The organism is Bacillus sp. ISL-75, from assembly GCF_018613095.1.
The window spans coordinates 1-24,118 of record NZ_JAGGQX010000023.1 but is presented as its reverse complement, the minus strand read 5'-3'; the positions used below and the strand labels follow the sequence as shown (position 1 = coordinate 24,118).

Annotated in this window: 22 protein-coding genes and 2 pseudogenes; 15 read left to right on the top strand and 9 right to left on the bottom strand. The window is 35.8% G+C overall.

Translation table 11 applies throughout. From position 1 onward, the window contains the following. Positions 1–36 precede the first annotated feature (36 nt). A complete protein-coding gene (locus J7E63_RS10660) occupies positions 37–648 on the top strand; it encodes a YdhK family protein (protein WP_215011810.1) in 612 nt (203 codons plus the stop codon). Positions 649–1,108: 460 nt separating this feature from the next. Here the strand turns inward: J7E63_RS10660 and J7E63_RS10655 are convergent, their stop codons facing one another. Next, on the bottom strand, positions 1,109–2,473 hold the full coding sequence (locus J7E63_RS10655) for a sensor histidine kinase (protein WP_215011808.1): 1,365 nt from the start codon (positions 2,471–2,473) through the stop codon (positions 1,109–1,111). A gap of 608 nt (positions 2,474–3,081) precedes the next feature. Here J7E63_RS10655 and J7E63_RS10650 point away from each other — a divergent pair. Beyond that, positions 3,082–3,243, top strand: coding sequence for a hypothetical protein (locus J7E63_RS10650; RefSeq protein WP_215011806.1), 162 nt, complete (start codon positions 3,082–3,084; stop codon positions 3,241–3,243). An 875-nt stretch (positions 3,244–4,118) separates the two neighbouring features. Beyond that, positions 4,119–5,048: a F510_1955 family glycosylhydrolase gene (locus J7E63_RS10645; protein WP_215011804.1), complete on the top strand. Its 930-nt coding sequence runs from the start codon at positions 4,119–4,121 to the stop codon at positions 5,046–5,048. 19 nt (positions 5,049–5,067) lie between these two features. Here J7E63_RS10645 and J7E63_RS10640 read toward each other — a convergent pair whose 3' ends face one another. Both J7E63_RS10640 and J7E63_RS10635 read right to left on the bottom strand, forming a co-directional pair. After that, positions 5,068–5,817, bottom strand: coding sequence for a GGDEF domain-containing protein (locus J7E63_RS10640; protein WP_215011802.1), 750 nt, complete (start codon positions 5,815–5,817; stop codon positions 5,068–5,070). 247 nt (positions 5,818–6,064) lie between these two features. Next, positions 6,065–6,769, bottom strand: coding sequence for a response regulator transcription factor (locus J7E63_RS10635; protein WP_215011800.1), 705 nt, complete (start codon positions 6,767–6,769; stop codon positions 6,065–6,067). 277 nt (positions 6,770–7,046) lie between these two features. On the opposite strand from J7E63_RS10635, the gene J7E63_RS10630 reads away from it, so the two are divergent. The 3 genes from J7E63_RS10630 (at position 7,047) to J7E63_RS10620 (ending at position 10,184) form a co-directional block, all read left to right on the top strand. Then, entirely contained in the window at positions 7,047–7,460 is a 414-nt protein-coding gene (locus tag J7E63_RS10630; protein WP_215011798.1) for a hypothetical protein, read from the top strand. Next, entirely contained in the window at positions 7,441–8,826 is a 1,386-nt protein-coding gene (locus tag J7E63_RS10625) for a 4Fe-4S binding protein (RefSeq protein WP_251033481.1), read from the top strand. Before J7E63_RS10630 ends, J7E63_RS10625 begins: the two co-directional genes overlap by 20 nt. 353 nt (positions 8,827–9,179) lie before the next feature. Continuing rightward, positions 9,180–10,184, top strand: coding sequence for a polysaccharide deacetylase family protein (locus J7E63_RS10620; protein ID WP_215011794.1), 1,005 nt, complete (start codon positions 9,180–9,182; stop codon positions 10,182–10,184). A gap of 295 nt (positions 10,185–10,479) precedes the next feature. Here J7E63_RS10620 and J7E63_RS10615 read toward each other — a convergent pair whose 3' ends face one another. After that, positions 10,480–11,547 carry a YncE family protein gene (locus tag J7E63_RS10615; RefSeq protein WP_215011782.1) on the bottom strand — a complete coding sequence of 356 codons (1,068 nt, stop codon included), beginning with the start codon at positions 11,545–11,547 and terminating at the stop codon, positions 10,480–10,482. Positions 11,548–12,003: 456 nt separating this feature from the next. Here J7E63_RS10615 and J7E63_RS10610 point away from each other — a divergent pair, with 456 nt between their 5' ends. From J7E63_RS10610 to J7E63_RS10590, 6 genes and pseudogenes are all read left to right on the top strand, one after another. Continuing rightward, positions 12,004–12,348, top strand: a complete 345-nt coding sequence (locus J7E63_RS10610; RefSeq protein ID WP_215011780.1) for a metal-sensitive transcriptional regulator — start codon at positions 12,004–12,006, stop codon at positions 12,346–12,348. A gap of 25 nt (positions 12,349–12,373) precedes the next feature. Next, a complete protein-coding gene (copZ, locus tag J7E63_RS10605) occupies positions 12,374–12,580 on the top strand; it encodes a copper chaperone CopZ (protein WP_215011778.1) in 207 nt (68 codons plus the stop codon). A gap of 83 nt (positions 12,581–12,663) precedes the next feature. Further along, complete coding sequence (locus tag J7E63_RS10600; protein ID WP_215011777.1) at positions 12,664–15,078, top strand: heavy metal translocating P-type ATPase; 2,415 nt, start codon at positions 12,664–12,666, stop codon at positions 15,076–15,078. Positions 15,079–15,086: 8 nt separating this feature from the next. Then, positions 15,087–15,218, top strand: coding sequence for a hypothetical protein (locus tag J7E63_RS30100; RefSeq protein WP_285289927.1), 132 nt, complete (start codon positions 15,087–15,089; stop codon positions 15,216–15,218). Between the two features lie 111 nt (positions 15,219–15,329). After that, complete coding sequence (locus tag J7E63_RS10595) at positions 15,330–15,521, top strand: hypothetical protein (RefSeq protein ID WP_215011775.1); 192 nt, start codon at positions 15,330–15,332, stop codon at positions 15,519–15,521. A 231-nt stretch (positions 15,522–15,752) separates the two neighbouring features. Next, a pseudogene (locus J7E63_RS10590) lies at positions 15,753–15,932 on the top strand (glutamic-type intramembrane protease PrsW); the annotation flags it as partial. A 225-nt stretch (positions 15,933–16,157) separates the two neighbouring features. On the opposite strand, the gene J7E63_RS10585 reads toward J7E63_RS10590, so the two are convergent. From J7E63_RS10585 to J7E63_RS10570, 4 genes are all read right to left on the bottom strand, one after another. Further along, positions 16,158–16,682, bottom strand: coding sequence for a DUF2269 domain-containing protein (locus J7E63_RS10585; protein ID WP_215011771.1), 525 nt, complete (start codon positions 16,680–16,682; stop codon positions 16,158–16,160). A gap of 5 nt (positions 16,683–16,687) precedes the next feature. Continuing rightward, positions 16,688–16,903, bottom strand: coding sequence for a hypothetical protein (locus J7E63_RS10580; protein ID WP_215011769.1), 216 nt, complete (start codon positions 16,901–16,903; stop codon positions 16,688–16,690). A gap of 95 nt (positions 16,904–16,998) precedes the next feature. Beyond that, positions 16,999–18,069 (bottom strand): sensor histidine kinase, encoded by a 1,071-nt coding sequence (locus tag J7E63_RS10575; RefSeq protein WP_215011766.1) that lies wholly within the window; start codon positions 18,067–18,069, stop codon positions 16,999–17,001. Beyond that, positions 18,066–18,758, bottom strand: coding sequence for a response regulator transcription factor (locus tag J7E63_RS10570; RefSeq protein ID WP_215011764.1), 693 nt, complete (start codon positions 18,756–18,758; stop codon positions 18,066–18,068). Before J7E63_RS10570 ends, J7E63_RS10575 begins: the two co-directional genes overlap by 4 nt. A 512-nt stretch (positions 18,759–19,270) precedes the next feature. Between J7E63_RS10570 and J7E63_RS10565 the strand changes: the two are divergent. Further along, positions 19,271–20,035 (top strand): annotated as a pseudogene (locus tag J7E63_RS10565) (flotillin domain-containing protein); the annotation flags it as partial. 35 nt (positions 20,036–20,070) lie between these two features. Here the strand turns inward: J7E63_RS10565 and J7E63_RS10560 are convergent. Then, positions 20,071–21,435 (bottom strand): HAMP domain-containing sensor histidine kinase, encoded by a 1,365-nt coding sequence (locus J7E63_RS10560; protein WP_215011762.1) that lies wholly within the window; start codon positions 21,433–21,435, stop codon positions 20,071–20,073. Between the two features lie 348 nt (positions 21,436–21,783). Between J7E63_RS10560 and J7E63_RS10555 the strand changes: the two genes are divergently transcribed. Next, on the top strand, positions 21,784–22,494 hold the full coding sequence (locus J7E63_RS10555; protein WP_215011760.1) for a response regulator transcription factor: 711 nt from the start codon (positions 21,784–21,786) through the stop codon (positions 22,492–22,494). Further along, positions 22,472–23,845 carry a HAMP domain-containing sensor histidine kinase gene (locus J7E63_RS10550; RefSeq protein WP_215011758.1) on the top strand — a complete coding sequence of 458 codons (1,374 nt, stop codon included), beginning with the start codon at positions 22,472–22,474 and terminating at the stop codon, positions 23,843–23,845. Before J7E63_RS10555 ends, J7E63_RS10550 begins: the two co-directional genes overlap by 23 nt. Positions 23,846–24,118: the final 273 nt, after the last annotated feature.

Below are 24,118 nucleotides of genomic sequence, written 5' to 3'. Positions count from 1 at the left end.
AGGATAGGTTTTGTAACAAATTTTAGGAGGGTTAATATGAAATCTAAAAAATTGTTGATTGGAATTGTTTCCTTGTTATTAATGTTAATGTTAGCTGCTTGTTCTAACAAAGATGATGATAAGAGCTCGGATAATTCTAATATGGATCATGGAAACATGCAGATGGATGATAAAAATTCAAATACAGATGATTCAAGTACGGACATGGGTGATATGGATCATTCTGGTACAGGTGAAGTTCCTGATGGATTAAAAGAAGCAAATAATCCAACCTATAAAGTAGGAAGCAACGCCATTGTTCATTCAGAACACATGGAAGGTATGAATGGTGCTAAAGCAACCATTGTAGGTGCATATGATACAGTAGCTTACGCTGTTACCTATACACCGACTACCGGAGGGGAACCGGTAAAAAATCATAAATGGGTTATTCAAGAAGAAATTAAAGATGCCGGTCCTAAAACCTTAGAACCTGGAACAAAGGTTACCTTAAATGCAGACCATATGGAAGGTATGATGGGGGCAACTGGGACAATTGATTCTGCAGAAAAAACAACGGTATATATGATTGATTACACTCCAACTAATGGAGGAGAAAAAGTAACAAATCATCAATGGGTAACAGAAAGTGAACTTTCTGCAAAATAAAACAAATATTCGTTTGTATTATGTGATAATCGCTATAAGAGGGTTTAAATATGAAAAGGGGTTGCGTTGCAACCCCTTTTTTCAATTCCAAAAAATGGTCCCCAAACAATATTGTCATAATTCCTGTGACGGTAATATAAAATCGGTTCAAAATTATTTATCTCCACGATTTCTGCACTTTTTTATGTTAACCTATTTCTACTCTTAGGGATTTTTGATACGTTAACTTATTGGTCCTGATAGATGTTCTTAAAAGAGGGATTGAAAGAACATTGACCCAAATAAGAATAAAAGGAAAAAGAAGGATTCTTGTTAATAATCCTTCTTTTTTATATTTAATAAATTTTCTTAAGTACAATGCTATTCGATATATTAGGCGGATAATTTTATCAGGAAACAAAGTTGGTTATTTCACTCTAAGAAATTGTATTTTATATAATAAATGTAAGGTTTTATCCTTTTACTTTCTTAAATTAATTTTAAAGCTTGTTCCATGCCCTACTTGACTTTCAACAGAAATTTCTCCTCCATGGGCTTCAACTATTTGTTTTACAATAGCAAGCCCTAATCCAAAGCCCCCAGTAGCTCTTGAACGGGATTTTTCCACTCTGTATAAACGTTCAAAGATATAAGGAACATCTTCTTGTGGAATTCCTATTCCTTGATCCGTTATTGTAATTTGAATTGTTTCATTCTGCACACTTGCTTTTATAAAGGTAGTTGTATTCTCTTTTGAATATTTAAGACTGTTATCTAACAAATTTAGGATTACTTGTTCAAAACGGGAAGGGTCTATATTTATATAAATCGATTGGTTACAGTCTAACTTTAGTGTTACTCCTTTATTTTTATAGGCTGGTAAAACCTTGTCATAGATCGATTGTAAAAAAATGCATAAATCAACTTCTTCTTTAGAAATTGAGAAAGTATTTTGATCTAATTTTGCCAGTTCGAATAATTCTTTGAGTAAGATGCTTACACGTTGAGATTCTTCGCGAATAATATCCAGGTACTTGAATCGATCTGTTTCATCAAGTTCCTTCCTTTTAGCTATATCAGCATACCCATTAATATAGGTTAACGGAGTTCGAAGTTCATGAGAAATACTAGCCAAAAATTCATTTCTCTCTTTTTTTAAGTAATTTAAGTCATTAGCAAGAGTCTGAATGGAATGTGATAATTCACCTAGTTCATCCCTAGATGGAGTAGGAAGTGTGACCGAAAAATCCCCTGTACTTAATTTTTTCGTTGCTTCTTTCATTGATATTAGGGGTTTTGTTAATGCCTTTGATAAAAAGAAAACCGTTATAAGCATAAAGAACAGTATTAATATTGATGCCAAAAGAAAATGTTTATTCAATTGAGAGATTAATTTCTGAACCTCATCAGTTTTTTTAAACATATACACATATCCGGCTTTTTTTCCGTTTTTATTGAAGAAGGTTAAGGTTGCAATATATTCTTCTTTCTTCCAATCGGATTGGAGTATTTTTCCGTTTCTCGGTAGGGTATTAACTTGTTTATCTAAAATTGCCTGTATGTTGCTATTGATTTTGCCGGAGGAAAGTAGTACTGCACCTGTAGTGTTGGTTATTACGACTTCAGTATCTGTATGTGATTCCATTAATCCAATATGATGTAAGGTTGCAGCATCTGAATTGATTTCTAATACGGCACAGTGACTATTACCCCTTGCCTGTAGAGCACTTAGCTCTTGATGAACCTGTGAGTGTACTAAATTATTGTGTAAGAAAATCATAGAAAAAGATTCGATTAAAACGATACAAATTAAAAACCATAAACCTAATTTAATGGATATTTTCATGCCGTACACCTCTTATTTTAATACAATCATTTTAAATTACTTTTGTGAAGAAAGTTTGCAGAAGTTGTGAATGATTTAGGTTATTTTAACCGTTATAAACCAATGTACTTGCTAAACTCTCAGTGAAATTTAATATTATTTTTTATATTTAACATCTAAAAGCGGAATGATGTCCCTTATTCATTTTATTGTTAAGTCAATCCAAAAAGGTGTAACAGACAAAACGTATTTCAATCAATCTTAAATATTTGACGAAATTTTGTATTTTCCTGAATGGAGTAACAAGTTTAATTTCCCTGTTCTATAATTAGAAATAATTTATTTACTTTAAAAATGTCAGTAAGGAAAGGCGGAAAACATTCGCAAGGCAGTCCTAAATGACTAGTAGAATGGAGATGTCTATATTGGAAACTACAAGTAACTATTAAAAAGAATTAATTAATATTTTGATAGAAATTAATCGCCTAGTAACCGAACATTTAAAAGTTCAAACAAGCGTTTTTAATCCTCCAGGTAGAAAAAGATTCATTTTCAAAAAAAATGATTACGAAAGCCTCTTCGAAACGAACAAAAAAATACAAACTGAGTTATATCAAGTAATAAGTAGAATGCACAAATCAAAAAAAGAATTAAATATGGATCCATTCATCTACGGGGGAATAAAAGATTATGCTCTTTTATTTCATGCCTCTAGTGAAAAACTTACACGGATTATTATGGAATTAAGTCTTAAGGTTAATAAACAAAATAACTTAACAGAGGAAGACTAGTCGATGAACATAAAAAAATAGATAATTCTAGAATGCAAAAAGGCAATACAATTCAAAGAATTGCGGTTCTACTTGCCCAATAAATACGAAGGAGTAAAGTCGCTATTAATAAGAACCTTGTCTTGCTCGCTTTTGTTTATTAGCAGAAATACATCGTTCAATTGCTCTATTTCATCGGATTTAGAGCTAATGAAACAAACTTCCCAGGTACGATTCCAAACACTAATCTACAGTTCTGTAAATTGTAATAAAATCTTGTTACTTTCTGCACAAGGATTCAAAGAAAATTATTACTTTCTACACTCTTTTATTATGTTTACGTTAAACAACTTAATGGTAATAGCTAGTTGAGGAAAGAGGGAGCTGTATGAGTAAGATACTTTTAGTAGATAAATGAGGAACTAATGCTTCAGTTATTAAAGCTTTATCTTCAGCCACATGGTTTTCATTGTTATTCTGTTAACAGTGGAACAAAGGCTATACAATATCTATAGGAACACGCTGTTGAGCTCGTATTAATGGATGTGATGATGCCGGAGAAAAACGGTTGGGAAGCTGTAATGGAGATACGCACATTCTCTAATGTCCCCATTTTATGTTAACTGCTAGAGACCAGTTTCCTGATATAATAAGTAGTGTTGAAATCGGAGCTAATGGTCATTTAACAAAACCTATTAACGAAGAACAGTTATTATTTCATATCGAAAATTTAATTGAAGACGGTCCCAATATTCGTCAAATGAATTATTTATGAAATCATAGTTGACCAATTGATGATAATAATGAAAAATGCACAATTTCTCGATATTTTTTTGTTAGATTAATGACATAAGCAATATAAATTTGTTTAAAAAAAGACTGTTTGAGGTGAAGTAATGAAAAAGGCATTTGTATTATCAGTATTATCTTTGAGTTTAATTCTATCTGCTTGTAGTTCAAAAGAGGATTCAAAGATCATATCAGTAAAAAGCGGGAAAAAAATTGAAGATATACATGGAGTAGGTGTTTCTAACGATGGGACAACCTATATAGCAACTCATGAAGGACTTTTCTCGACTAAAAATGTAGGAGAATCTTGGAATAAGGTGGGTTCCTCAAATGATGATTTTATGGGATTCCATTTGCGTTCAGATGGAACGATGATGACAAGTGGACACCCTGGTACAGACTCTGAATATCCGAACCCAATGGGAGTTTTAATCAGTAAAGATAAAGGGCTGCATTGGAAAGAGGTAGAGTATGTTGGTAAAATCGATTTCCATACTTTAACAACATATCATCACGATCCAAACGTCATTTATGGACTAAATGATATGGGTACCGGACAATATGGTGCTGGGATTTATAAAAGTTTAGATGGTGGAAAAAAATGGACCAAGGTGGAACCAAAAGGATTACCAAGTGACCTTATGAAAGTTCACTCCCTACTGGTTCTCCCAGAAGATAAAAATACCTTGCTGGCGGGAACAGAAAATGGAGTTATGATATCAAAAGATGGTGGATCAAATTGGGGAATTTTTGATGATACCCGTCTTATAACAGCCATGACACTTATGCCTAATGGAAAAGACATTATTGCTTACTCAATGGACAATGTGGCCAGAGGAGTCATGATTTCTCAAGATGGAGGACAATCTTGGAAGAATATAGGTTTAGATCTTGACCAAGATGCAGCCTCTTCAATATCAGTAAATCAAAAGGACGAAAAACAAATTGCGATTTCCACATTTTCAACCTCTTTGTATGAAACAAAAGATGGCGGGGGAAATTGGGAGCAAATTATTACATCCGGAAAGTTAAAATAATGAAAAAAAGCAGTGATTATCAACTAGATATCACTGCTTTTTCAATGGATAAAAGTTCATTGAAAGGATAAACAGGTACTTTATTTCTTCCTTGATGCTTCGATTGATAAAGTCCGTAATCAGCACAAGGTATAAAATCTGCTATCGATAAGCTGGCTTTGGGTACAATACTAGTTACTCCTACACTTGCAGTAACTACTCTCTTAGTTTTAAGCGTTTCTATTGCAAAGCGTATTTCTTCAGCTACCTCATAAGCATTATTCAATGTGGTTTCAGGTATAATAACCGCAAACTCCTCACCACCATACCTTGCAACCATATTTCCGGGGATTTCGATCACCCTATCAACAGTCGTTGCTATTTCCTTAAGGCAATCATCCCCTGAAAGATGGCCATACGTATCATTGTATTCTTTAAAATAATCAATATCGAAAAGAATGAGTGAAATAGGTGCTGCTGATTGGCCTGCTTTTTCCCATTCGTGAAGAAGGTAATTATCAAAGGAACGACGATTTGAGATACCGGTTAAACCATCTCGATTTGTTAGGTACTCAAGCTCCATATGGCTTTTTAGAATTTCCCTTTTTTGAAGCTTTGAAATGTCATAGATTTTCCCTAACCACCAGCCAAGAACAATATAAAAAAGTGAAAAACCTATTTCAAATAGACCAATTTCAGGGCTTTGATGAAATATCCCTTGATGGTTTATCCAAATAAGTGAATTGGCTAAAACAAACAATACTCCGATTACTCTACCTATATATCTCATGGACACCATTCCAAGTTTACTTTAACATAATTCATTTTAAACTATCTTGGACTTCTTTATCACTAACTATTTGTAAAAAACATTAACATTATATGAAACTTTTTAACTATGTAGATATTGCTTTATAGAAAAATGGGAGACCAGAGACCTATCGAATTAAATTAAATTTAGAAAAAACAAAAACAGTGATTCCTTTAGTAAGAAGTCACTGCTTACTTTCTCTTTCCTTTAATTAATGAAAATTTTATCATTTATAGGTACTTTCGGGACCTTCCTTTACCCATTTATACCCAATTCCCCAAACCGTAAAAAGATGACTATCAATTAGAAATCCCGCATTCCGTAACTTTTCTCGTAAATTCCTAATATGGGAATCGATAGTGCGATCATCTATCTGGGATTTAAGCCCCCATATAGATGACAATAAATGATCACGGGAGTACACTTTTTGAGGATTTTTTATAAACAAGCCAATTAAAGCAAATTCTTTTGGTGTAACTGGAATTACTTGACCTTTATATTTCAATTCCATAGATTCTTCATTCCATTCTAGGCCATTGAAAACAAGAACATACTTGTTTTCTGTTGAAGTACTCGATCTTCGGAACAATGCTTCTATTCTGGCTAATAGCTCCTCTTCGTTAAAGGGTTTCGTGACGTAATCATCTGCCCCATATTTTAATCCCTTTATAACGTCAACTGTTTCACTCCTTGCAGTTAGCATTATAATGGGGACATTTGAAAACTCTCTTATTTTTTGGCAGGTCGTCCAACCATCCATTTCGGGCATCATCACATCAAGGATTACTAGATTAATCTTTTCTTTTTCAAAATAAGTTAGAGCAGCCTTGCCTGATTCAGCCTTAATGCATCTAAAACCATGAGGAGCTAAATATAGGCCTAAAAGGTCAAGCATACGAGTTTCATCATCCACTAGTAAAATTGTCTTCATATCTCCACCACCTAAACAAAGTTTATATCATTATCATAGAAGAAATATATGAAGAAACTTTGCAGATTTCATAGTTTTTTCATATATTTTAAAAAAAACTACCTATAAAATTTTTGGTACTTCAATCTTTATTTCAATTTTGTGTCAAATGGGGATATTTTTGCAAATGACATATTTTATACAACAAAAACTCAAAGTTTCTGCACACTTTTTTATTAAAGTTTAAGTTGTTAAGCATTTATCGTACTTTACACATATTTGGAATGAGGTGAAGACTTTGAAGGGAAAATGGTTGTTAATGATTATCCTTGTGGTTGTATTTTCAGGTGGAAGAATAGCTTTGGCAGATGGAGACCATAGTAAGGTTCCATCAACATCTAACCTAAATGGCCAATCGGAACATGATATGGAAGGCATGGACATGAGTGGAGGAAACAACTCTGGTAGTCATGATACAGAAAGCACGAGTGGTGATCATAGCACAAGTGATGATCATGATATGGAAGGGATGACTGAAGGAGAAGACATGGAAGGCAGTGGTGGCCACGGTCATGAGCCTGTCAAGGAAAAACCAGCAAACATTATGGTTTTAGGAACTTTTGGTGCGGTCAATCTTTCCTTTATTGTAATTGGCGTTTGGAATAAGTGGTTTAGAAGAAAGGATGGTTCCATTGGCAATTCCAAAAGATAAATTATCTAAAGAGAACAAACAAATAGAAGAAAAGAAGCCTTATAATCTATTATCCATCCCAATTGTAAAAAAATTCATTCAAAGCAAATGGTATCCAGGAATTTTTCAATGGATAGTACTCGCTGTTTTTTCAGTTATTGTTTATGAATTGGTAGCAGGAACAGTTGATCCAACTCGAAATGTTGGAACATCACTGACGTGGGTGTTATGGTGGCCATTAATTCCAATCTTTTTCTTAGTAATCGGTAGATTTTGGTGTGCGATTTGCCCATTTGGTAAAGTAAGTGACATTATTAGGAAAACGATAGGCAGTAATCGTCCTATGCCAAAGTTCTTAAGAAAGTATGGACTTTGGATGATTGACCTTTTCTTTATTGCCATTACCTACAGCGATCATATTTGGGGTATTGTTGAATCACCGAGGGGTTCTGGTTATTTACTTCTTTTACTTGTAACAATGGTAGTAGGAACATCAATTTTTTACGAGAGAAGAACATTTTGTAAAACTTTGTGTTTTTTAGGGGGACTTTCAGGTAACTATTCACGTTCTGGTTCATTAGAACTTCAAGGCACACCTGAAATATGTAAGACTTGTAAAACACAATCTTGCTTTAAAGGAAGCGAAAAAGCAGAGGGTTGCCCGATGTTTCAGTTTGTGAGAACAATGGATACTGCAGCTGATTGTAACTTATGTGGGGACTGTGTGAAAAACTGCCCAAATAACTCCATTCGAATTTCACCACGGGTACCTACATCTGAATTATGGGTAATTAAAAAGCCTATGATTGAGCATACATTCCTCGCTGCAGTCATTATGGGTATTGTTTTTGTTCAAAACATCACAATGGTAAATATATGGCAGGACATTTTAAAAGCAATCGGTTCAATAACCGGAACGGATAATTATAATGTAAACTTTACTGTTGCCTTTATTATTTCAATGGCTATCCCAGTTGGTCTATTATACGGAACTGCAAAAATTGCTACGATAACAGGTGGATCTGTAGAGAAAGTTAAGAAAAACTTTATTCGGTTCGGTTATGCTATTATTCCATTGGATTTAGCAGGACACCTTGCTCATAACTTTTTCCATATCATTACGGAAGGAAAAGCAATCTGGTACAACTCTGCTGCATTATTTGGTATAAATGTAACAAGGGGAGACCTTGCATTTGCTCCAGCTTCCTCTGTTCAAATGCTACAGTATATCATTATTGTAATCGGAATGATTGGTTCTATCTATACAGTTTACCGTATTGGAAATAAAGGCTCCTTTAAAGCATTGGCTCCATATTATGTATTAATGATATTACTTGCAGTTGCTAATATTTATCTTTTCTCACTACCAATGATGCATCGTGTCTAATAAATTAATAGATTGGAAGAAAGACTAGATTTTCATAATGGAAATCTAGTTTTTTTTCTTAACAAATTTGGAGGTGGAAGAATTGAATAGAGGTCCTCTTTGAAAATTTTTTATTTACAAAAAACAAGATCGATTATCGGAAAATTGAGTAAATTAAACAGGCCAAGATATTTTAAGAAAAATGCTTATACTTTATAATTAAATTAAAAAGAAATAACTAGTCATTTTACTTAATCTCTAATTATTTTAATATAATTGTAATATTTTAATAGATTAGCAAAATTATCCACTGAATTTCGTCTATAATGGAGGAAGAAAAATAAAATAATAAATCAACAAAGAGGGAATGAACAATGGGGAATCTAAAGAGCGGGTGGAAGAAAGGGACTTTAATTGTCATAATTGTTATTGGGTTCTTGTTTGCAGGGGTTTTTGTGAGTAATTATTTTAAGGCAAAAGCTGCAAGCGGACCTATTAATCACAAAAAAAATGTACTTACAAAAAATCCAACCTCTGAATCAATTGTACCGGACAGAAAAGATATAAAACTGGAAAAAGAACTGATGCTAAAGCAGCAGGATGAAGCTATGTTTTTGAGAAATAAGCAAGAACGAGAGCCTAATAAGGTGGCAGAAACTACTACTACTGATACTACCTCGGCACAACCTCCCACAAAGGGAAATGGGACTCCACAACCAAATAAGGAATCCAATGTAACGCAGCCTGGCCAAAATAATACACAACCCGGCTCCAAAAAAACCGTTTACTTAACATTTGATGATGGTCCGGCGGCTTTCTCTGGTGACATCATCACACTTCTAGAGAAATATCATTACAAAGCGACATTCTTTATGATTGACGGAAATATTCGCAGATACCCTGATGCAGCAAAACTGATGGTTCAGTCCGGTGAGACAGTTGGACTACATGGTATATCACATGATCAGAAACTTTTTTATGCATCGGCAAATTCTGTAATCGCTGAATTAACCCAGAACCGTCACACATTAAAAGAAATAACTGATGTCGATTCCTATATCATGAGAACGCCTTATGGCAGTGTACCGGATATGACGGCTGAATATAGAAAAGCTGTTAATGATAATGGGTATTCAATGTGGGATTGGAATATTGACAGTAGGGACTGGGATTATAAAGACGCACGGTATGTCAACAGTGTGATTAAGCAATTAAATAGAATGGCAAACCACGAAGGACCAATCGTTATTCTGTTACATGAAAGAAAGGAAACACTTGCCCATTTGCCGCAGCTGCTTGATTATTTAAGTAAACAAGGCTATGAATGTAAAGCAATCGATAGCAGAATGACCCCTTACCAATTTAGAATTAAAAGTTAGTCAAAAAGACAAAATACCTACAGTTTTGAAATACTAAACATGTAGTTAAATATTTTTTAATGTATTTTATATAAAAAACAATCCAATACGCTGGGATTGAATTACTTTTTTTCGTTTTTTCATATTTAATATATAAATTAATGAAAAACTTTATAGGTTTTTAATATAGAGATAACTAAAAAAGCCCATGATTACCGTGGGCTTAAGTCATTATTATAATCTGAGGAAAGATTCATTAAACAGTAATTGATTGTTTATGCTTCCATTCTTAATCTTTTGTTCAATTGAAAAAATATTAAGGCATGATACTAATTCCGTTAGGTGTTTTACCAACTTTTATAGTTTTTAGGACTTTATTTTGGGAATTATCAATGACAGTTACAGTATCTTCAAACATATTCGTTATATAAATAAATTTACTATCTGGGCTTGTAACGACTCCATGTGAACCTTTACCTGTCTCAATAGTTGCCACCACTTGTTTCGATTTTAAATCAATCTTTGTTAAAGAATGAGAAGGCACATCTTCCGTTCCTTGGTTAGCGACAAAGGCAAATTGATTATCAGGCTCAATATATACTTGAGCAGGACCGTTACCTACTTTTACTTTGTCAATGTTTCCTGTAGCTAAATCTACAATAGCAAGTGCACTTTCTTTATTCACAGTAACGACTAATGTCTTGTTATCATCTGTAATACCTGTTGTAACCGGTGTTGCTCCAACCTTAATCTTTTTGTCCCCTTTCATACTCTGGAGATTTAAAACGCTTACCGTGTCTTCCCCCATATTTGCCACATAAGCAAACTTACTATCCTTTGATATTCTAAATCCGTGAGGTCCTTTCCCAGTGGAAATAGTTTGAACGATCGAGTAATTATTTGAATCAATAACTGAAACAGTATTGTCTTCATTGTTTGTAACTAAGATATACTTTCCATCTTCCGTAAAGACGATGTGGGCAGGGTGATTTCCTACTTCCACTTCTTTAATAACCTTATCTGTTCTAGTATCTAAGAATATCGCTTTTCCCTTCATATCCATTGAATCATTATTACCGTGCATCATTTCCGGAACAACCGTGGCAGCCACCACTTTACTATTAGGTGAAACTTGAACGTTATGGACGGCTCCATCAACCTTAATGTTTGAAAGAACTTTTTGTTCATTCATACTGATTTTTGAAACACTGCCACCCTCATTTGCTGTATATATGAATTTGTCCTCACTAATAGAGGAAGAAACTTTACTTTCAGCTTTTCCCTCCGACTTCTCATTTCCATTATTCTTTATATTCCCACACCCTGTAAGAAATAAGGATAGTACTAAAATACCGATGAAGATTGCAGCTAAATATTTTTTCATATCGTTCTCCTCCTTTATATTTACAAAGTCATCATAGAGTTTAGGGGGGGGTACATGTAGTGATTTTCGTCACATCGGAAAAAACATTATGTATTTTCTTTAAATTTTTGTGAAATCCATATTTACTGCAAATTTATCCGTTAAAATAAATTTTTCCTTAAAGAATAAGAAGGCCGGTTTGAACAAAAAATACCATTTGACACAAGGGGAAATGAATTGACATCTTTTTGGAAAATTTGATAAATGCACAGTTTCTCCATATTTATCTGCTAAAGTTAATAGTGTAAAAAGCTAGTTTCTAGATAGGATAACTACTTTGAACAATCTATTCTGTAGTAAGAGAAAGAGACTTGTGGACATATTGTGAAGTCGCATAAAAAACTAAATAATTTTTAACAACGCCTATTTACATAGGATAGGGGGGTATGGTAAATTAGAATTAAAGGAGGGATGGTAATGAATAATCACGATCCTGTTAACCTGAATCATTCTAATGATCACTGTGATCCTTTAACATCGGAGCGAAAGAGTCATCATTCAGATAAAACAAAACAAAATCTTATTTCTAGATTAAATCGTATTGAGGGACAGATTCGTGGTATTAAAGGTCTGATTGATAAAGATACCTATTGTGATGATGTTATTACGCAAATTGCAGCAACTCAAGCAGCTTTAAATAGTGTTGCTAAAGTTCTTTTGGAGGGCCATATGAAAAGCTGTGTGGTTGAGAGAATTCAAGAGGGCGACCATGAAGTTGTGGATGAACTGCTAACTACCATTCAAAGACTTATAAAAAAATAATTCATATAAGAAGGGAAGTTTTAAAATGGAAAAGGTAACATTAAATGTTCAAGGAATGTCTTGTGGCCATTGTGTAAAAGCTGTAGAAGGAAGTGTTGGTGCTCTTAAGGGTATCAGTACCGTTAAAGTTGATTTAAAGGCCGCTAAAGTCGATGTTGAGTTTAATAATCAAGAGGTTTCATTAGAAACAATTAAAGAAACTATTGAAGATCAAGGATATGATGTGAAATAAATATGGTGAAAAGACGTGCTAGTTGCTAGCACGTTCTTTTCAAACAAAAATATACCTATATGGGGTATGAGGAGTTGGCTTTTATGAGTCAAAATTTAAAAGAAACAAATTTACAAATCTCAGGTATGACCTGTGCAGCCTGTGCGATAAGAATTGAAAAGGGTCTAAATAAGTTAGAAGGCGTGGAAACAGCCAATGTTAATCTGGCTTTAGAGCGTTCAAATGTTAAATATGATCCGGAAAAAGTAAATGTTGAAGACATTGAAAAAAAGATTAAAGATCTAGGTTACGATGTTGTTAATGAAAAAACGGAATTTGACATAACCGGTATGACCTGTGCAGCCTGTGCTACACGAATTGAAAAGGGGTTAAATAAATTAGATGGTGTCACGAAAGCAAATGTCAATCTGGCACTTGAAAAAGCTACTGTTGAGTACAACAGTGCGGTCCTCACGTCTGGTGAAATTATTAAAAAGGTAGAGAACCTTGGTTATGGTGCTCAAATAAAGGAAGATGTACAAGATACAAGTGATCATCGACAAAAGGAAATTGAAAAACAAACAGGGAAGTTTATTTTTTCAGCCATCCTTTCATTCCCTCTTTTATGGGCGATGGTGGGTCACTTTTCATTCACTTCATTTATTTGGGTCCCAAAAATGTTTATGAATCCATGGGTGCAATTAGCTTTAGCTACTCCGGTGCAGTTTTTTATTGGCAAACAGTTTTATGTTGGAGCTTATAAAGCATTAAAAAATAAAAGTGCCAATATGGATGTCCTAGTTGCTTTAGGTACGTCGGCTGCTTATTTTTACAGTTTATATTTATCATTGATGTCAATCGGAAGTATGGAGCATTCAGTAGAACTTTACTATGAGACTAGTTCCATTCTAATTACGCTAATTATTCTTGGAAAACTTTTTGAAGCAAAGGCTAAAGGAAGATCATCAGAAGCCATTAAAAAACTAATGGGGCTTCAAGCAAAGACGGCAATTGTTGAAAGAGATGGAGTAGAACAAGAAATCCCAATTGAAGAGGTAATTGTGGGAGATATCGTTCATATTAAACCTGGTGAAAAGATACCAGTAGACGGAAAGATAATGGAAGGTCGCTCCGCCATTGATGAATCAATGCTCACGGGTGAAAGTGTTCCGGTTGATAAGACCATTGGTGATGAGGTAATAGGAGCTACTATAAATAAAAATGGATTTTTATTAATTGAAGCAACAAAAGTGGGCAGAGATACGGCTTTAGCTCAGATCATAAAAGTAGTAGAAGAAGCACAGGGGTCTAAGGCACCAATTCAACGTCTTGCTGATAAGATATCCGGTGTTTTTGTTCCTATTGTTGTTGCTCTCGCCGTGCTAGCTTTTATCGTTTGGTATGTTTGGGTGGCTCCTGGCGATTTTGCAGAAGCACTAGAAAAATTGATTGCAGTTTTAGTTATCGCTTGTCCTTGTGCATTGGGTTTAGCAACGCCAACATCTATAATGGCAGGTTCAGGTCGTGCTGCAGAATATGGAATTCTGTTTAAGGGTGGGGAGCATTTGGAAATGACCCATAAAATTTCTACGGTCGTATTAGATAAAACGGGTACCGTTACAAACGGAACACCTGTTTTAACAGATGTATTCACAGCTCAAAGTCAAATAGAAGATGAATTTTTATCATTAGTTGGCTCTGCTGAAAAACAGTCGGAACATCCGCTAGCACAAGCCATTGTTCAAGGGATTAAGGATAAAGGGATTCCATTAAAGATTGTTACAGAGTTCGAAGCGATCCCTGGATTTGGTATTAAAGCAACCGTCGATGGAAAAGAACTATTAATTGGCACTAGAAAATTAATGAGTAAAAACGATGTTGCTGTAGAAAATGCATATACTCAAATGGACGAATTAGAAAAGGTTGGGAAAACGGCAATGATTGTTGCTATAGATTTCCAATATGCCGGGATGGTTGCTGTAGCAGATACAATTAAAGAAACCTCAAAATCAGCCATAAGTCGCCTTAAAAATATGGGAATAGAAGTAATAATGATTACCGGTGATAATCAGCAGACAGCAAAAGCTATAGCGGCACAAGTTGGTATTGATAATGTTATTGCTGAAGTTCTTCCTGAAGGTAAAGCGGATGAGGTAAAGAAATTACAGGCTAAAGGGAAGAAGGTTGCGATGGTTGGTGATGGAATCAACGATGCTCCAGCTCTTGCAGTTGCTGATATCGGAATGGCTATTGGAACAGGCACGGATGTTGCAATGGAAGCGGCCGATGTCACCCTTATTCGCGGGGATTTAAATAGTATTGCAGATGCAATCTTCATGAGTAAGAAGACTATTCGTAATATTAAGCAGAATTTGTTCTGGGCCCTTGCTTATAATACTCTTGGTATTCCTGTCGCTGCTCTCGGATTCCTTGCACCTTGGTTAGCCGGTGCAGCAATGGCATTCAGTTCAGTATCTGTTGTTCTCAATGCATTACGTTTACAAAAAGTAAAATTGTAGAGGTGAGCATGATGTGGAAAAAGTGGGCACTTTTAGCGATAGCTTATTTATTAATAGTAATGGTTGGTTATGGAATATATGTATCAGTAGTGGGATCGGATACGAATCCTACTCATCAAATGGATGTAAAAGGTGATTAATCACATAAGGAAATAAGTGAACTATTAATGACAATTGTATCCTTCGTTATCAATCTTCATAGAAAATGCAAGTATATTTTATATGATGGAAAAAAGGAAGGAGTGATTGTTATGGAATGGTTATTTTACTTGCTCGTTTTACTTTATCCATTTGTGATGATTATTTCTATGAAAGGCAATAACCATCATGAAGATGCAGTTTCTCCTGAGGAGATAGAGAAAAAATTAAAGTTTATTCAAGAGGAAAATAATATGCTTCGTGATGAAGTTGATTTTCTTTCAGAATTGGTAAAATTAAAGTAATCGTTAAAGCCGTTTTCCTTGTAGGTTACGGCTTTTTTTAATTTCGTTTATTATAAAAAATATGTAATAAATAGTTTTTTAACCGAATTTTCTTTGTAATTTCTTATCCTGCATACTTTCTTCATTAATTTACTCTATTATTAAAACATATTCTATTCATAAAGAAATTTAATGTTTTTTGTAACAAACTAAAATTCTTTGTCTTAATGATAAATGAAAAGAGGGGTAGAAATGTTAGGGATATTTTTAGCCGGTGCAGCTCCGGGGATGGCATTACTAAGTTACTTCTATTTAAAGGATAAGTATGAACCTGAACCTATTATAATGGTGTTCCGCACGTTTATATTCGGTTCGATCCTTATGTTTCCAATTGCATTTATAGAATACATTATTGAAACTGAAAACATTGTGGGATAAAGGAATTATTTTTGTTGATCTATTAAGTACCATTTTAGACATCATAATATTACATAGGCATACGGGGGAATTCTTGATCATAAAAAGGTATTATTAAAAGGAGCAATCTTGCAGGGCCTTAAACCAGGCAAAGATGATGCTCCTTTTTTGTTGTCCATACAACAAATCAAGTAACGGTTAATTAAGTAGAAGAAACAGTATGAAGTTGAATTATTGCACTTATGATTTCGACCCTGAACGTTGCTTGAGGTTCTTGCGGAATCCGTATGGGGTTAAGCCCCGCGGTTTGTACACAGAAAGCGTCGTGGCAACAAGCAAAGCCAATATTGCAGCACCTGAAGCAACCACGAGTTGAATCTGAATGCGAAGATCGGCACTTGAGAGTGTTATTTTTGCTGCTTCACCTGCAATATAGCTAATTGGCTGCATATGAATTAGTAATACGAAAGTGGACAGAATTGTAATAAGGAATTTTATGAGTATCCAATAGTGCCGGAACAACCCCCATTTGGAACCCAGTGACTGTATTATTCCTGTAATTAATGTTGCTAGACACAATGGAACGATGATAAAACGGGCAATCAACTCCATTGCTAGATAGACTGCATGCACTAATTGTGTATCTTTACTTGTTAGACCACTGATGGCAAGAACTAAAAAACTAGAAACCGCACCGAGCCAGCCTACTGACGCTGTTACGTGAGCAGTGAGTGCTAACTTGCGTAGTCGGGGAGTCAGAATCATGAGTGTTATTCTCCTTTATTTATAGTACTCGAGGGTGGTGTGTGGTGCATACCAGGACCACCAAGGCTATTACCGGTTAGATGTAGGATTATAACTAACAATAACAGGATAAGACCAATAACCCCAAATATCTTCACCCATCTTAGTGTGCTTGCAGTCAATCTGTTTTCCGTTAAGGGCGAATCTTCTTGAGTAGTTTGTTTTGACGATAATTTTTTCATTTGATATGTCCTCCTCATTGTTTTCATAATTTCTCAATCCAAAAACAGTATACCAACGTTATATGAACACGCGGTGAACACGTAAACTACTCAATTTAAGTTTTTTTAGAAGCATTAGGAAGCGTAAATGTAAAGGTTGTTCCTCTTCCTACTTCACTTGCCACTTGAATTTTAGTTTGATGAAGATCTAAAAGGTGCTTAACAATAGACAAGCCGAGTCCAGTACCCGTCTTTTTGGTTCGAGCTCTATCCGCTTTATAAAATCGTTCCCAAATAGATTTCATGTCCTCCTGACTAATTCCCATTCCATAATCTCTAATAGCAATTACTGCTTGTTCTTCTTTTTTCAAAAGCACTTCTACCGAACTATCAGGTGACGAAAACTGTATCGCGTTTTGAATCAAATTGACAATTACTTGATCAATCCTATCTGGATCAGCGAATACGTAGATGTCTTGTTCCTCTTCAGAAATCAATTCAACATTTATTTTCTTAATAACAAGTGCAGGTTCCATACGAGCCACAACTTGGCGAACCAACTCAGACAAATTAAAAATAATTCGGCGGATTTCAATCTGCCCTGCTTCTATACTAGCTATATCAAGAAGATCATTAACCAACCTAATCATTCGCTCAGTTTGCTCTTTCATAATCTTAAAATAATGGTGTTTTCGTTCATTAGGAATCGTATCGTCCAGAAAGGCACCGACAAATCCATTAATTGATGTAAGAGGGGATCGCAAATCGTGTGAAACATTGGAAACAAAGTCCATTCTCAACTGATCCAATCCGGCTAACTCCTGTGCCATAAAATTGAGAGTCTCCCCCCATTCTCCCAGTTCATCATGCGTATTGATTTTAACTGGTTGATTAAATTGTCCTCTAGCAATTTGGAGGGCAACCCGATTCATTTCCCGAAGTGGAGATGTGATTCTTTTAGACAGGTAGTAGGCGAATAAGCCTGTAAACGTAATAGAAATAATTGATGCTAAAAAAAATAAATACTTCATTTGATGTAATGGATTAAGATCTGAATGGGGATTGATGTTAGTCAGATTGTTTCGAAACAACAGATAGGAAGCAATAGCAAGAACAAAATGAGATACAAATAGTATGACAATATATGTGATAAACAGCTTCAAAAAAATACTTTTTATCCGAATCACTGATTGTTCACCTCAAACTTATACCCAACTCCTCTTATGGTTTTGACCTTCCAATAAGGGTTGGAATCTCCCAGTTTTTCTCGTATCCTTTTAATATGAACATCTACTGTCCTCGGATCGCCTTCGTAATCCAAACCCCATATTTGATTTAACAACTGCTGACGTGTAAACACTTGATTCGAATTCGAGACAAGAAAATGGAGCAGCTCCATTTCCTTGGGCGGTAATATTATCTCATGGTTATCATAGATTATGTTGTATTGTTGAAGATTAATCTTTAGCAACGGAAGGTCAAGGATCTCATTTGTATAAAACAGCGGATTAGACCGACGGAGTACTGCTTTTATCCTTGCTATCAGCTCATTTGGATCAAAAGGTTTCACCAAATAATCATCCGTTCCTAGTTGGAATCCTTTAAGTTTATATGAATTTTCACTTTTTGCAGTTAACATGATAATGGGAGTTTTATCAAATCTTCTAATTTCCTTGCAAACCTCCCAACCGTCTATTTCAGGTATCATAATATCCAGAATGACAATTTCAGGAGGGTTATCATAAAACATTTCTAATCCCTTCAATCCATTGTTTGCAATATTTACTTGGTATTCGTTTTTTTCAGCATATAAGGTAATCAACTCACAAATATAAGGATCGTCTTCAATTACTAAAATTTTAACTTGCTTTTTCACTGATTGGCCTCCTAATTACATTTACTTTTATTATAAGCATCTTTTTATGAACAGAAAGTTAACATTAGTCTTTCTTGACTAATAAAAGTAGCTTTAAGATTAAGGAAAAAAATAATATCTCTACAAGGGACATCGATAGGATATATAATCATTTAGCACTGGAATCTTTTGATAAAGAAGATCCGGTTACTTATATACTTGATTATTTAATAAAGAGAACCCCAAGTGATACCGAGTTCTACTTAAGTTTCCAAAGCAGGGAATTCACTAGGTCACCACAGACAAAATATATATTGGAAATGATTGGAAATGCTTTAACAAATAATACAATAGGAAACCTTCCTCTATTAGGAAGTCAACTAAATATAGGTCTTGCTGGATTGTTAAAGAAATATGGAGGTTCAAGAACTTATTTTAATTTTACTGGAAAAGTAAATTGATATTAATGAATACTCAAAAACGTACATTTCAGTTTTTGAGCTTCATTTCTTTTAATTATCTAATTGATTTACAATCTTTTGAAAATTGCCGAGTACCGCCGTGAACAAGATGTCGCCAAAGCACGTGCTGACCAAGCCTGCGACCTTGAAAGTGCACGTTCGAAACAAGAAGTAATGGAACAGGAAATGCAAATCAAGATTATTGAAAGACAGAAACAAATTGAATTGGAAGAAAAAGAAATTCAAGACCGCGAACGTCAATACGATTCGGAAGTGAAGAAAAAAGCGGACGCCGACCGTTATTCTGTGGAACAATCGGCTGCCGCAAATAAGGCAAAAGAAATGGCAGAAGCAGAAGCAAATAAATATCGAATCGAAGCAATGGCTAAAGCGGAAGCAGAGCGGATTCGATTGGATGGTCTTGCCAAAGCGGAAGCGCAAAAGGCACAGGGTTCGACGGAAGCAGAAATTATTCGCTTAAAAGGGTTAGCAGAAGCCGAAGCCAAGGAAAAAATTGCCGAAGCATTCGAGCAATTCGGACAAGCGGCAATCCTAGACATGATTATCAAAATGCTCCCAGAATATGCGAAGCAAGTCGCTGCCCCCTTATCCAATATTGAAAAAATTACGGTTGTCGATACGGGCGGCTCTGGAACGAATGGCGGTGCCAATAAAATCACCAGTTATGCCACCAATTTAATGGCTAGTCTTCAATAATCATTAAAAGCATCAAGCGGGATTGATGTAAAGGAATTAATTGAAAACTACTCTGGCAAGTCGAATGTAAGAAAGAGCATTAAGGAATTGACAGATGAAGTGAAGAAAAAAGCAGAATAAGAAAAAAATCCTTATCGATGACGATAAGGATTTTTTTACCCCAAGATGAGCTCAAAGGTTGTTCCTATATTGCGGCTGCTTGAAACTTCAATGGTTCCGCCATGAGCCTCCACTAATTGTTTGACGATTGAGAGTCCGAGTCCGGTACCGCCGAGAGCACGCGTTCGTGATTTATCGACCCGATAAAATCGCTCGAATATTCGCGGTAAATCTTCTTCGGGGATACCCTTCCCTTCATCCTGAACAATCATGTGAATCCCTCCGTCGATTCTTTTAACGACGACGTCTATTTTTGTTTGTGGCTCCGAATATTTCCGTGCATTATCAAGCAGATTGAGGATCACTTGTTCGAAGCGCATCGGGTCAATTTTTGCATAAAGATGATCCGGGCATTCGAGAATGATTTCCATCTGGTAATCCATGAGAGCCGGTGAAACTTTTTCAATGATTGTTTGAAAATAAGGTAATAGATGAACCTCTTCTTTTTCTATTGAAAAAGTATTTTCATCCATTTTTGCGAGATTAAATAATTCCTTCACTAGTTTCGATAGCTTGCCAGTCTCTTCAAAAATAATTCCTAAATATTTATCTCTGTCCTCATTGTTCGTTCCTTGTCGGCGGGCAATGTCTGCATAGCCCTTAATATAAGTCAGTGGAGTACGGAGTTCGTGCGAGATGCTTGCAAGGAACTCATTCCGTTCATTTTTTAGAATTTCTAAATCACTTGCTAACACTTTAATGGATTCCCCGAGCTCTCCGATTTCGTCTTTGCCAACGTTTGGCAAGGATACAGAAAAATCTCCCTTGCTGATCCGTTTTGTTGCTTCACTCATTTGAATAAGCGGGTGAGTGACAAACCTGGTCAAAAAGATAATGATAATAATCATAAACAAGAGGGAAAGCAGGCCAGCAATCAGGAAATGCTGGTTAAGTCCGGAAATTAAATCTTTGATTTTTTTTGTATTTTGAAACATATAAACATAACCGTTGATTTTATTATCAACAATTACTGGGCTAATGGAAGCGATATAAGCTTCGTTTTTCCAGTCGTCTTCTAAAATTAAACCCTCGTGTGGCACACTTTTTAGCTTAATATTCATGATTTTTTTCATTTCATCTGCAACCTTATTGGACGACATATAAATCGTTCCATCTGGTTTTGTCAGAATCACCTGTGTATCGGTCTGTGCCTCCATTATGGCAATGTGCCGAATGGTTTCATCATGAAATGAAGCCTCGAGGATCTCACGGTGATTATTCCCTCGTGTCTGGAGAGAAGTTAACTCTTCATGCACCCGGGAATGAATGATATTATTATGCAAAAAAACCATCGAAATGCCTTCTAGTATAAAGATTGCAATAAAAAATAGAACGCCAATTTTAACTGATATTTTATTCATATGTCCAAGCACCTCACTCCCTAAGCATACTATAGAGTTTGCTGTACGAGCGCCTTATTTTGTAGCAAATTTATTAAAAAAAATGGACGTCCCACCAATTGGGACGTCCGAACTATATAAAAAAGAGAGGTTAAATTTGGGATGAGTAAGATGGTGTTGAACCAACTACTGCATCAATGAGGTGATAACAAAAACTTGGGAGTCCTTTTAGTTATTCCCTCATTCCTAACTACACTCACATCTTACCGAGAAAGATTGAAGATGTTATGAAGAACTTGTGGTGAATTTGTGAAGTTACAAACATCACAGACTTGAAATGATATAGTTATTATGTGGGGAGTGGTAAAAATGAAGATATTATTAGTAGACGATGAACGTAGAATTATAGAAGTTCTTGAAGCCTATTTAATAAGAGAAGGCTATGAAATTCATAGTGCAGATAATGGAATTGATGCCTTGAAAAAAGTAAAAACACTAAACCCTGATTTAATCATATTAGACTTAATGCTGCCCGATATATCTGGTGAAGAAGTTTGCCGGCTGGTCCGAAAAGAATCGGACGTGCCAATCCTGATGCTGACAGCCAAATCGGCTGAAGATGACCGAATCAACGGAATCGTGATGGGGGCGGATGATTATTTAACCAAACCGTTTAGCCCTCGGGAAGTCGTTGTTCGCGTGCAAGCTATTTTAAGGCGTGTGAAAAAGTCGGAGAAAGTAGAACGACTTGAATTCAATGGAAAAAGGCTTGTCATTGACTTAATAAAAAAGGAAGTAACCGTTAACGGAGACTATATTACCCTAACACCGATTGAATATAAGCTGTTAACCAATATGGCGGTGAATCCGGGCCGGGTTTACAGCCGGATGGATTTGCTTGAAAAGATTCAGGATGAAGGCATGTATTATGAAGGCTATGAACGCAGTGTGGATACCCATATCAAAAATCTTCGAAAAAAAATTGAGCTGGATTCACGGCAGCCAGATTTTATCGTGACGGTATTCGGGATGGGTTACAAATTTGGAGGCGTATTAGATGCTGCAAACGCTCCGGTCTAAAATTCTCTTTTATTTAATACTCATCTCAATGATCGCCATCATCATTGTGAGCTTTTTTATCCAGTATGGATTTGAAGAGAGTTTCAGCAGCTATTTAGATCACAATCGGGAAAAAAAGATTGATCGGATTATTACGGAAATTGAAAAGGATTATAAAAAAAATGGCCATTTTACCAGTGACCCAGTGTTTGGGCTCTTGCACGAACATGCGATGACCGAGCAGCTTTACTTCCAATTGTATGATCGGCTGGGGCAATTGCAGATGGATTCCTCGAACATCCGTGGCATGTTGAATAGTTTCGGGTTAGCTGAACCTGCTCCAAATGGTGAAGAATGGCATTCCAAGACCTATACACTAAGGGTAGATGATAATATCATTGGGAAACTTGTCGCCATCTATCCGAAAGGTTTAATTGATGATGAGTATACATTTATCCAAACGATTCAATTGTACATTTATGCAGCCGTTTGTTTGACGATCGTGCTGGCAATTATCTTTAGTATGCTTTTTTCCAAAAAACTCACTTCAGGATTACAGAAGCTATCGTTTGCGGCAAATGAGCTGCAGAATCATAATCTTGACATTCGGATTCCATTATCGGGCTTGCCTACCGAGGTAAAGGACATTGCGATTTCGTTTAATAATCTTGCAGTGTCGTTGGCAAAGGAAGAAAACTTAAGAAAGCATTTTACGGGTGATTTGGCCCATGAGCTTCGCACACCGCTGGCCACATTGAGAAGTCAAATTGAAGCATTTCAGGATGGTATTTGGGAGCCGACTCCACAGCGTTTGCAGACAACCCATGAAGAGCTAATGCGGTTAGTAAGGCTAGTCAATGAACTAGAAAAGCTTCTTGCCGCTGAAAATCCGCAGATTCGATTGGAAAAAATGGAATTGGATGCAGGAAGTGTGCTGGCAGCGTTATTTGAGATGTTTCTGCCGTTGTTTACAGAGAAGGGTGTCCATCTCCATATAGAGGAACCTGTTCAGGACGAAATGTTTGAAGCAGACAGGGATCGCTTGATGCAAATCCTGTCAAACATCCTCAATAATGCCCTAAAGTATACGCCAGAAGGAAAAAACGTCACTATTTCTGTCCAAACGGATATGTCGGGCTATGTCGGCTTCAAGATTCAAGATGAGGGATCAGGGATGGCTGAGGAAGATATTCCGCATATATTCGAACGCTTCTACCGCGGGGACAAATCACGAGACCGCAAAACCGGAGGAGTTGGAATTGGCCTCTCGATTGTAAAAGCATTAATGGATGCGCATAGGGGCGTCATAAAAGTAAAAAGCAAGTTAAATAAGGGAACAAGCGTTACCTTGTGGTTTCCGCAGGAAGATTAATTCTAAATAATAAAACAGAAGGCCTCTGCAATACGCAGCGGCCTTCTGTGCAATTCACTCTTGAAAAAGAAAGGATGTGATTAAATGTCATTGTTGATTTTATAGTCAAGTTGATTGGAGCGGAAGGCGCGAAGACTCCTGCGGGAGGACGGGGCAGGGGAGACCCCGCAGGCGCATAGCGCCGAGTTATCATGAACGAAACTAGCTCCTTACTCGTAAATTCGTAGGTTAATTTGGTAAGAATGTTTAATGTTGAAAAACAAAAAATCAAAT

Coding starts and splice junctions, on each gene's coding strand:
- J7E63_RS10640 (WP_215011802.1), bottom strand. CDS start 5,817: ATGAGATATATAGGTAGAGTAATCGGAGTATTGTTTGTTTTAGCCAAT.
- J7E63_RS10595 (WP_215011775.1), top strand. CDS start 15,330: ATGGAATGGTTATTTTACTTGCTCGTTTTACTTTATCCATTTGTGATG.
- J7E63_RS10615 (WP_215011782.1), bottom strand. CDS start 11,547: ATGAAAAAATATTTAGCTGCAATCTTCATCGGTATTTTAGTACTATCC.
- J7E63_RS10620 (WP_215011794.1), top strand. CDS start 9,180: ATGGGGAATCTAAAGAGCGGGTGGAAGAAAGGGACTTTAATTGTCATA.
- J7E63_RS10660 (WP_215011810.1), top strand. CDS start 37: ATGAAATCTAAAAAATTGTTGATTGGAATTGTTTCCTTGTTATTAATG.
- J7E63_RS10550 (WP_215011758.1), top strand. CDS start 22,472: ATGCTGCAAACGCTCCGGTCTAAAATTCTCTTTTATTTAATACTCATC.
- J7E63_RS10610 (WP_215011780.1), top strand. CDS start 12,004: ATGAATAATCACGATCCTGTTAACCTGAATCATTCTAATGATCACTGT.
- copZ (WP_215011778.1), top strand. CDS start 12,374: ATGGAAAAGGTAACATTAAATGTTCAAGGAATGTCTTGTGGCCATTGT.
- J7E63_RS10555 (WP_215011760.1), top strand. CDS start 21,784: ATGAAGATATTATTAGTAGACGATGAACGTAGAATTATAGAAGTTCTT.
- J7E63_RS10580 (WP_215011769.1), bottom strand. CDS start 16,903: ATGAAAAAATTATCGTCAAAACAAACTACTCAAGAAGATTCGCCCTTA.
- J7E63_RS10560 (WP_215011762.1), bottom strand. CDS start 21,435: ATGAATAAAATATCAGTTAAAATTGGCGTTCTATTTTTTATTGCAATC.
- J7E63_RS10655 (WP_215011808.1), bottom strand. CDS start 2,473: ATGAAAATATCCATTAAATTAGGTTTATGGTTTTTAATTTGTATCGTT.
- J7E63_RS10635 (WP_215011800.1), bottom strand. CDS start 6,769: ATGAAGACAATTTTACTAGTGGATGATGAAACTCGTATGCTTGACCTT.
- J7E63_RS30100 (WP_285289927.1), top strand. CDS start 15,087: ATGATGTGGAAAAAGTGGGCACTTTTAGCGATAGCTTATTTATTAATA.
- J7E63_RS10645 (WP_215011804.1), top strand. CDS start 4,119: ATGAAAAAGGCATTTGTATTATCAGTATTATCTTTGAGTTTAATTCTA.
- J7E63_RS10600 (WP_215011777.1), top strand. CDS start 12,664: ATGAGTCAAAATTTAAAAGAAACAAATTTACAAATCTCAGGTATGACC.
- J7E63_RS10650 (WP_215011806.1), top strand. CDS start 3,082: ATGCACAAATCAAAAAAAGAATTAAATATGGATCCATTCATCTACGGG.
- J7E63_RS10585 (WP_215011771.1), bottom strand. CDS start 16,682: ATGATTCTGACTCCCCGACTACGCAAGTTAGCACTCACTGCTCACGTA.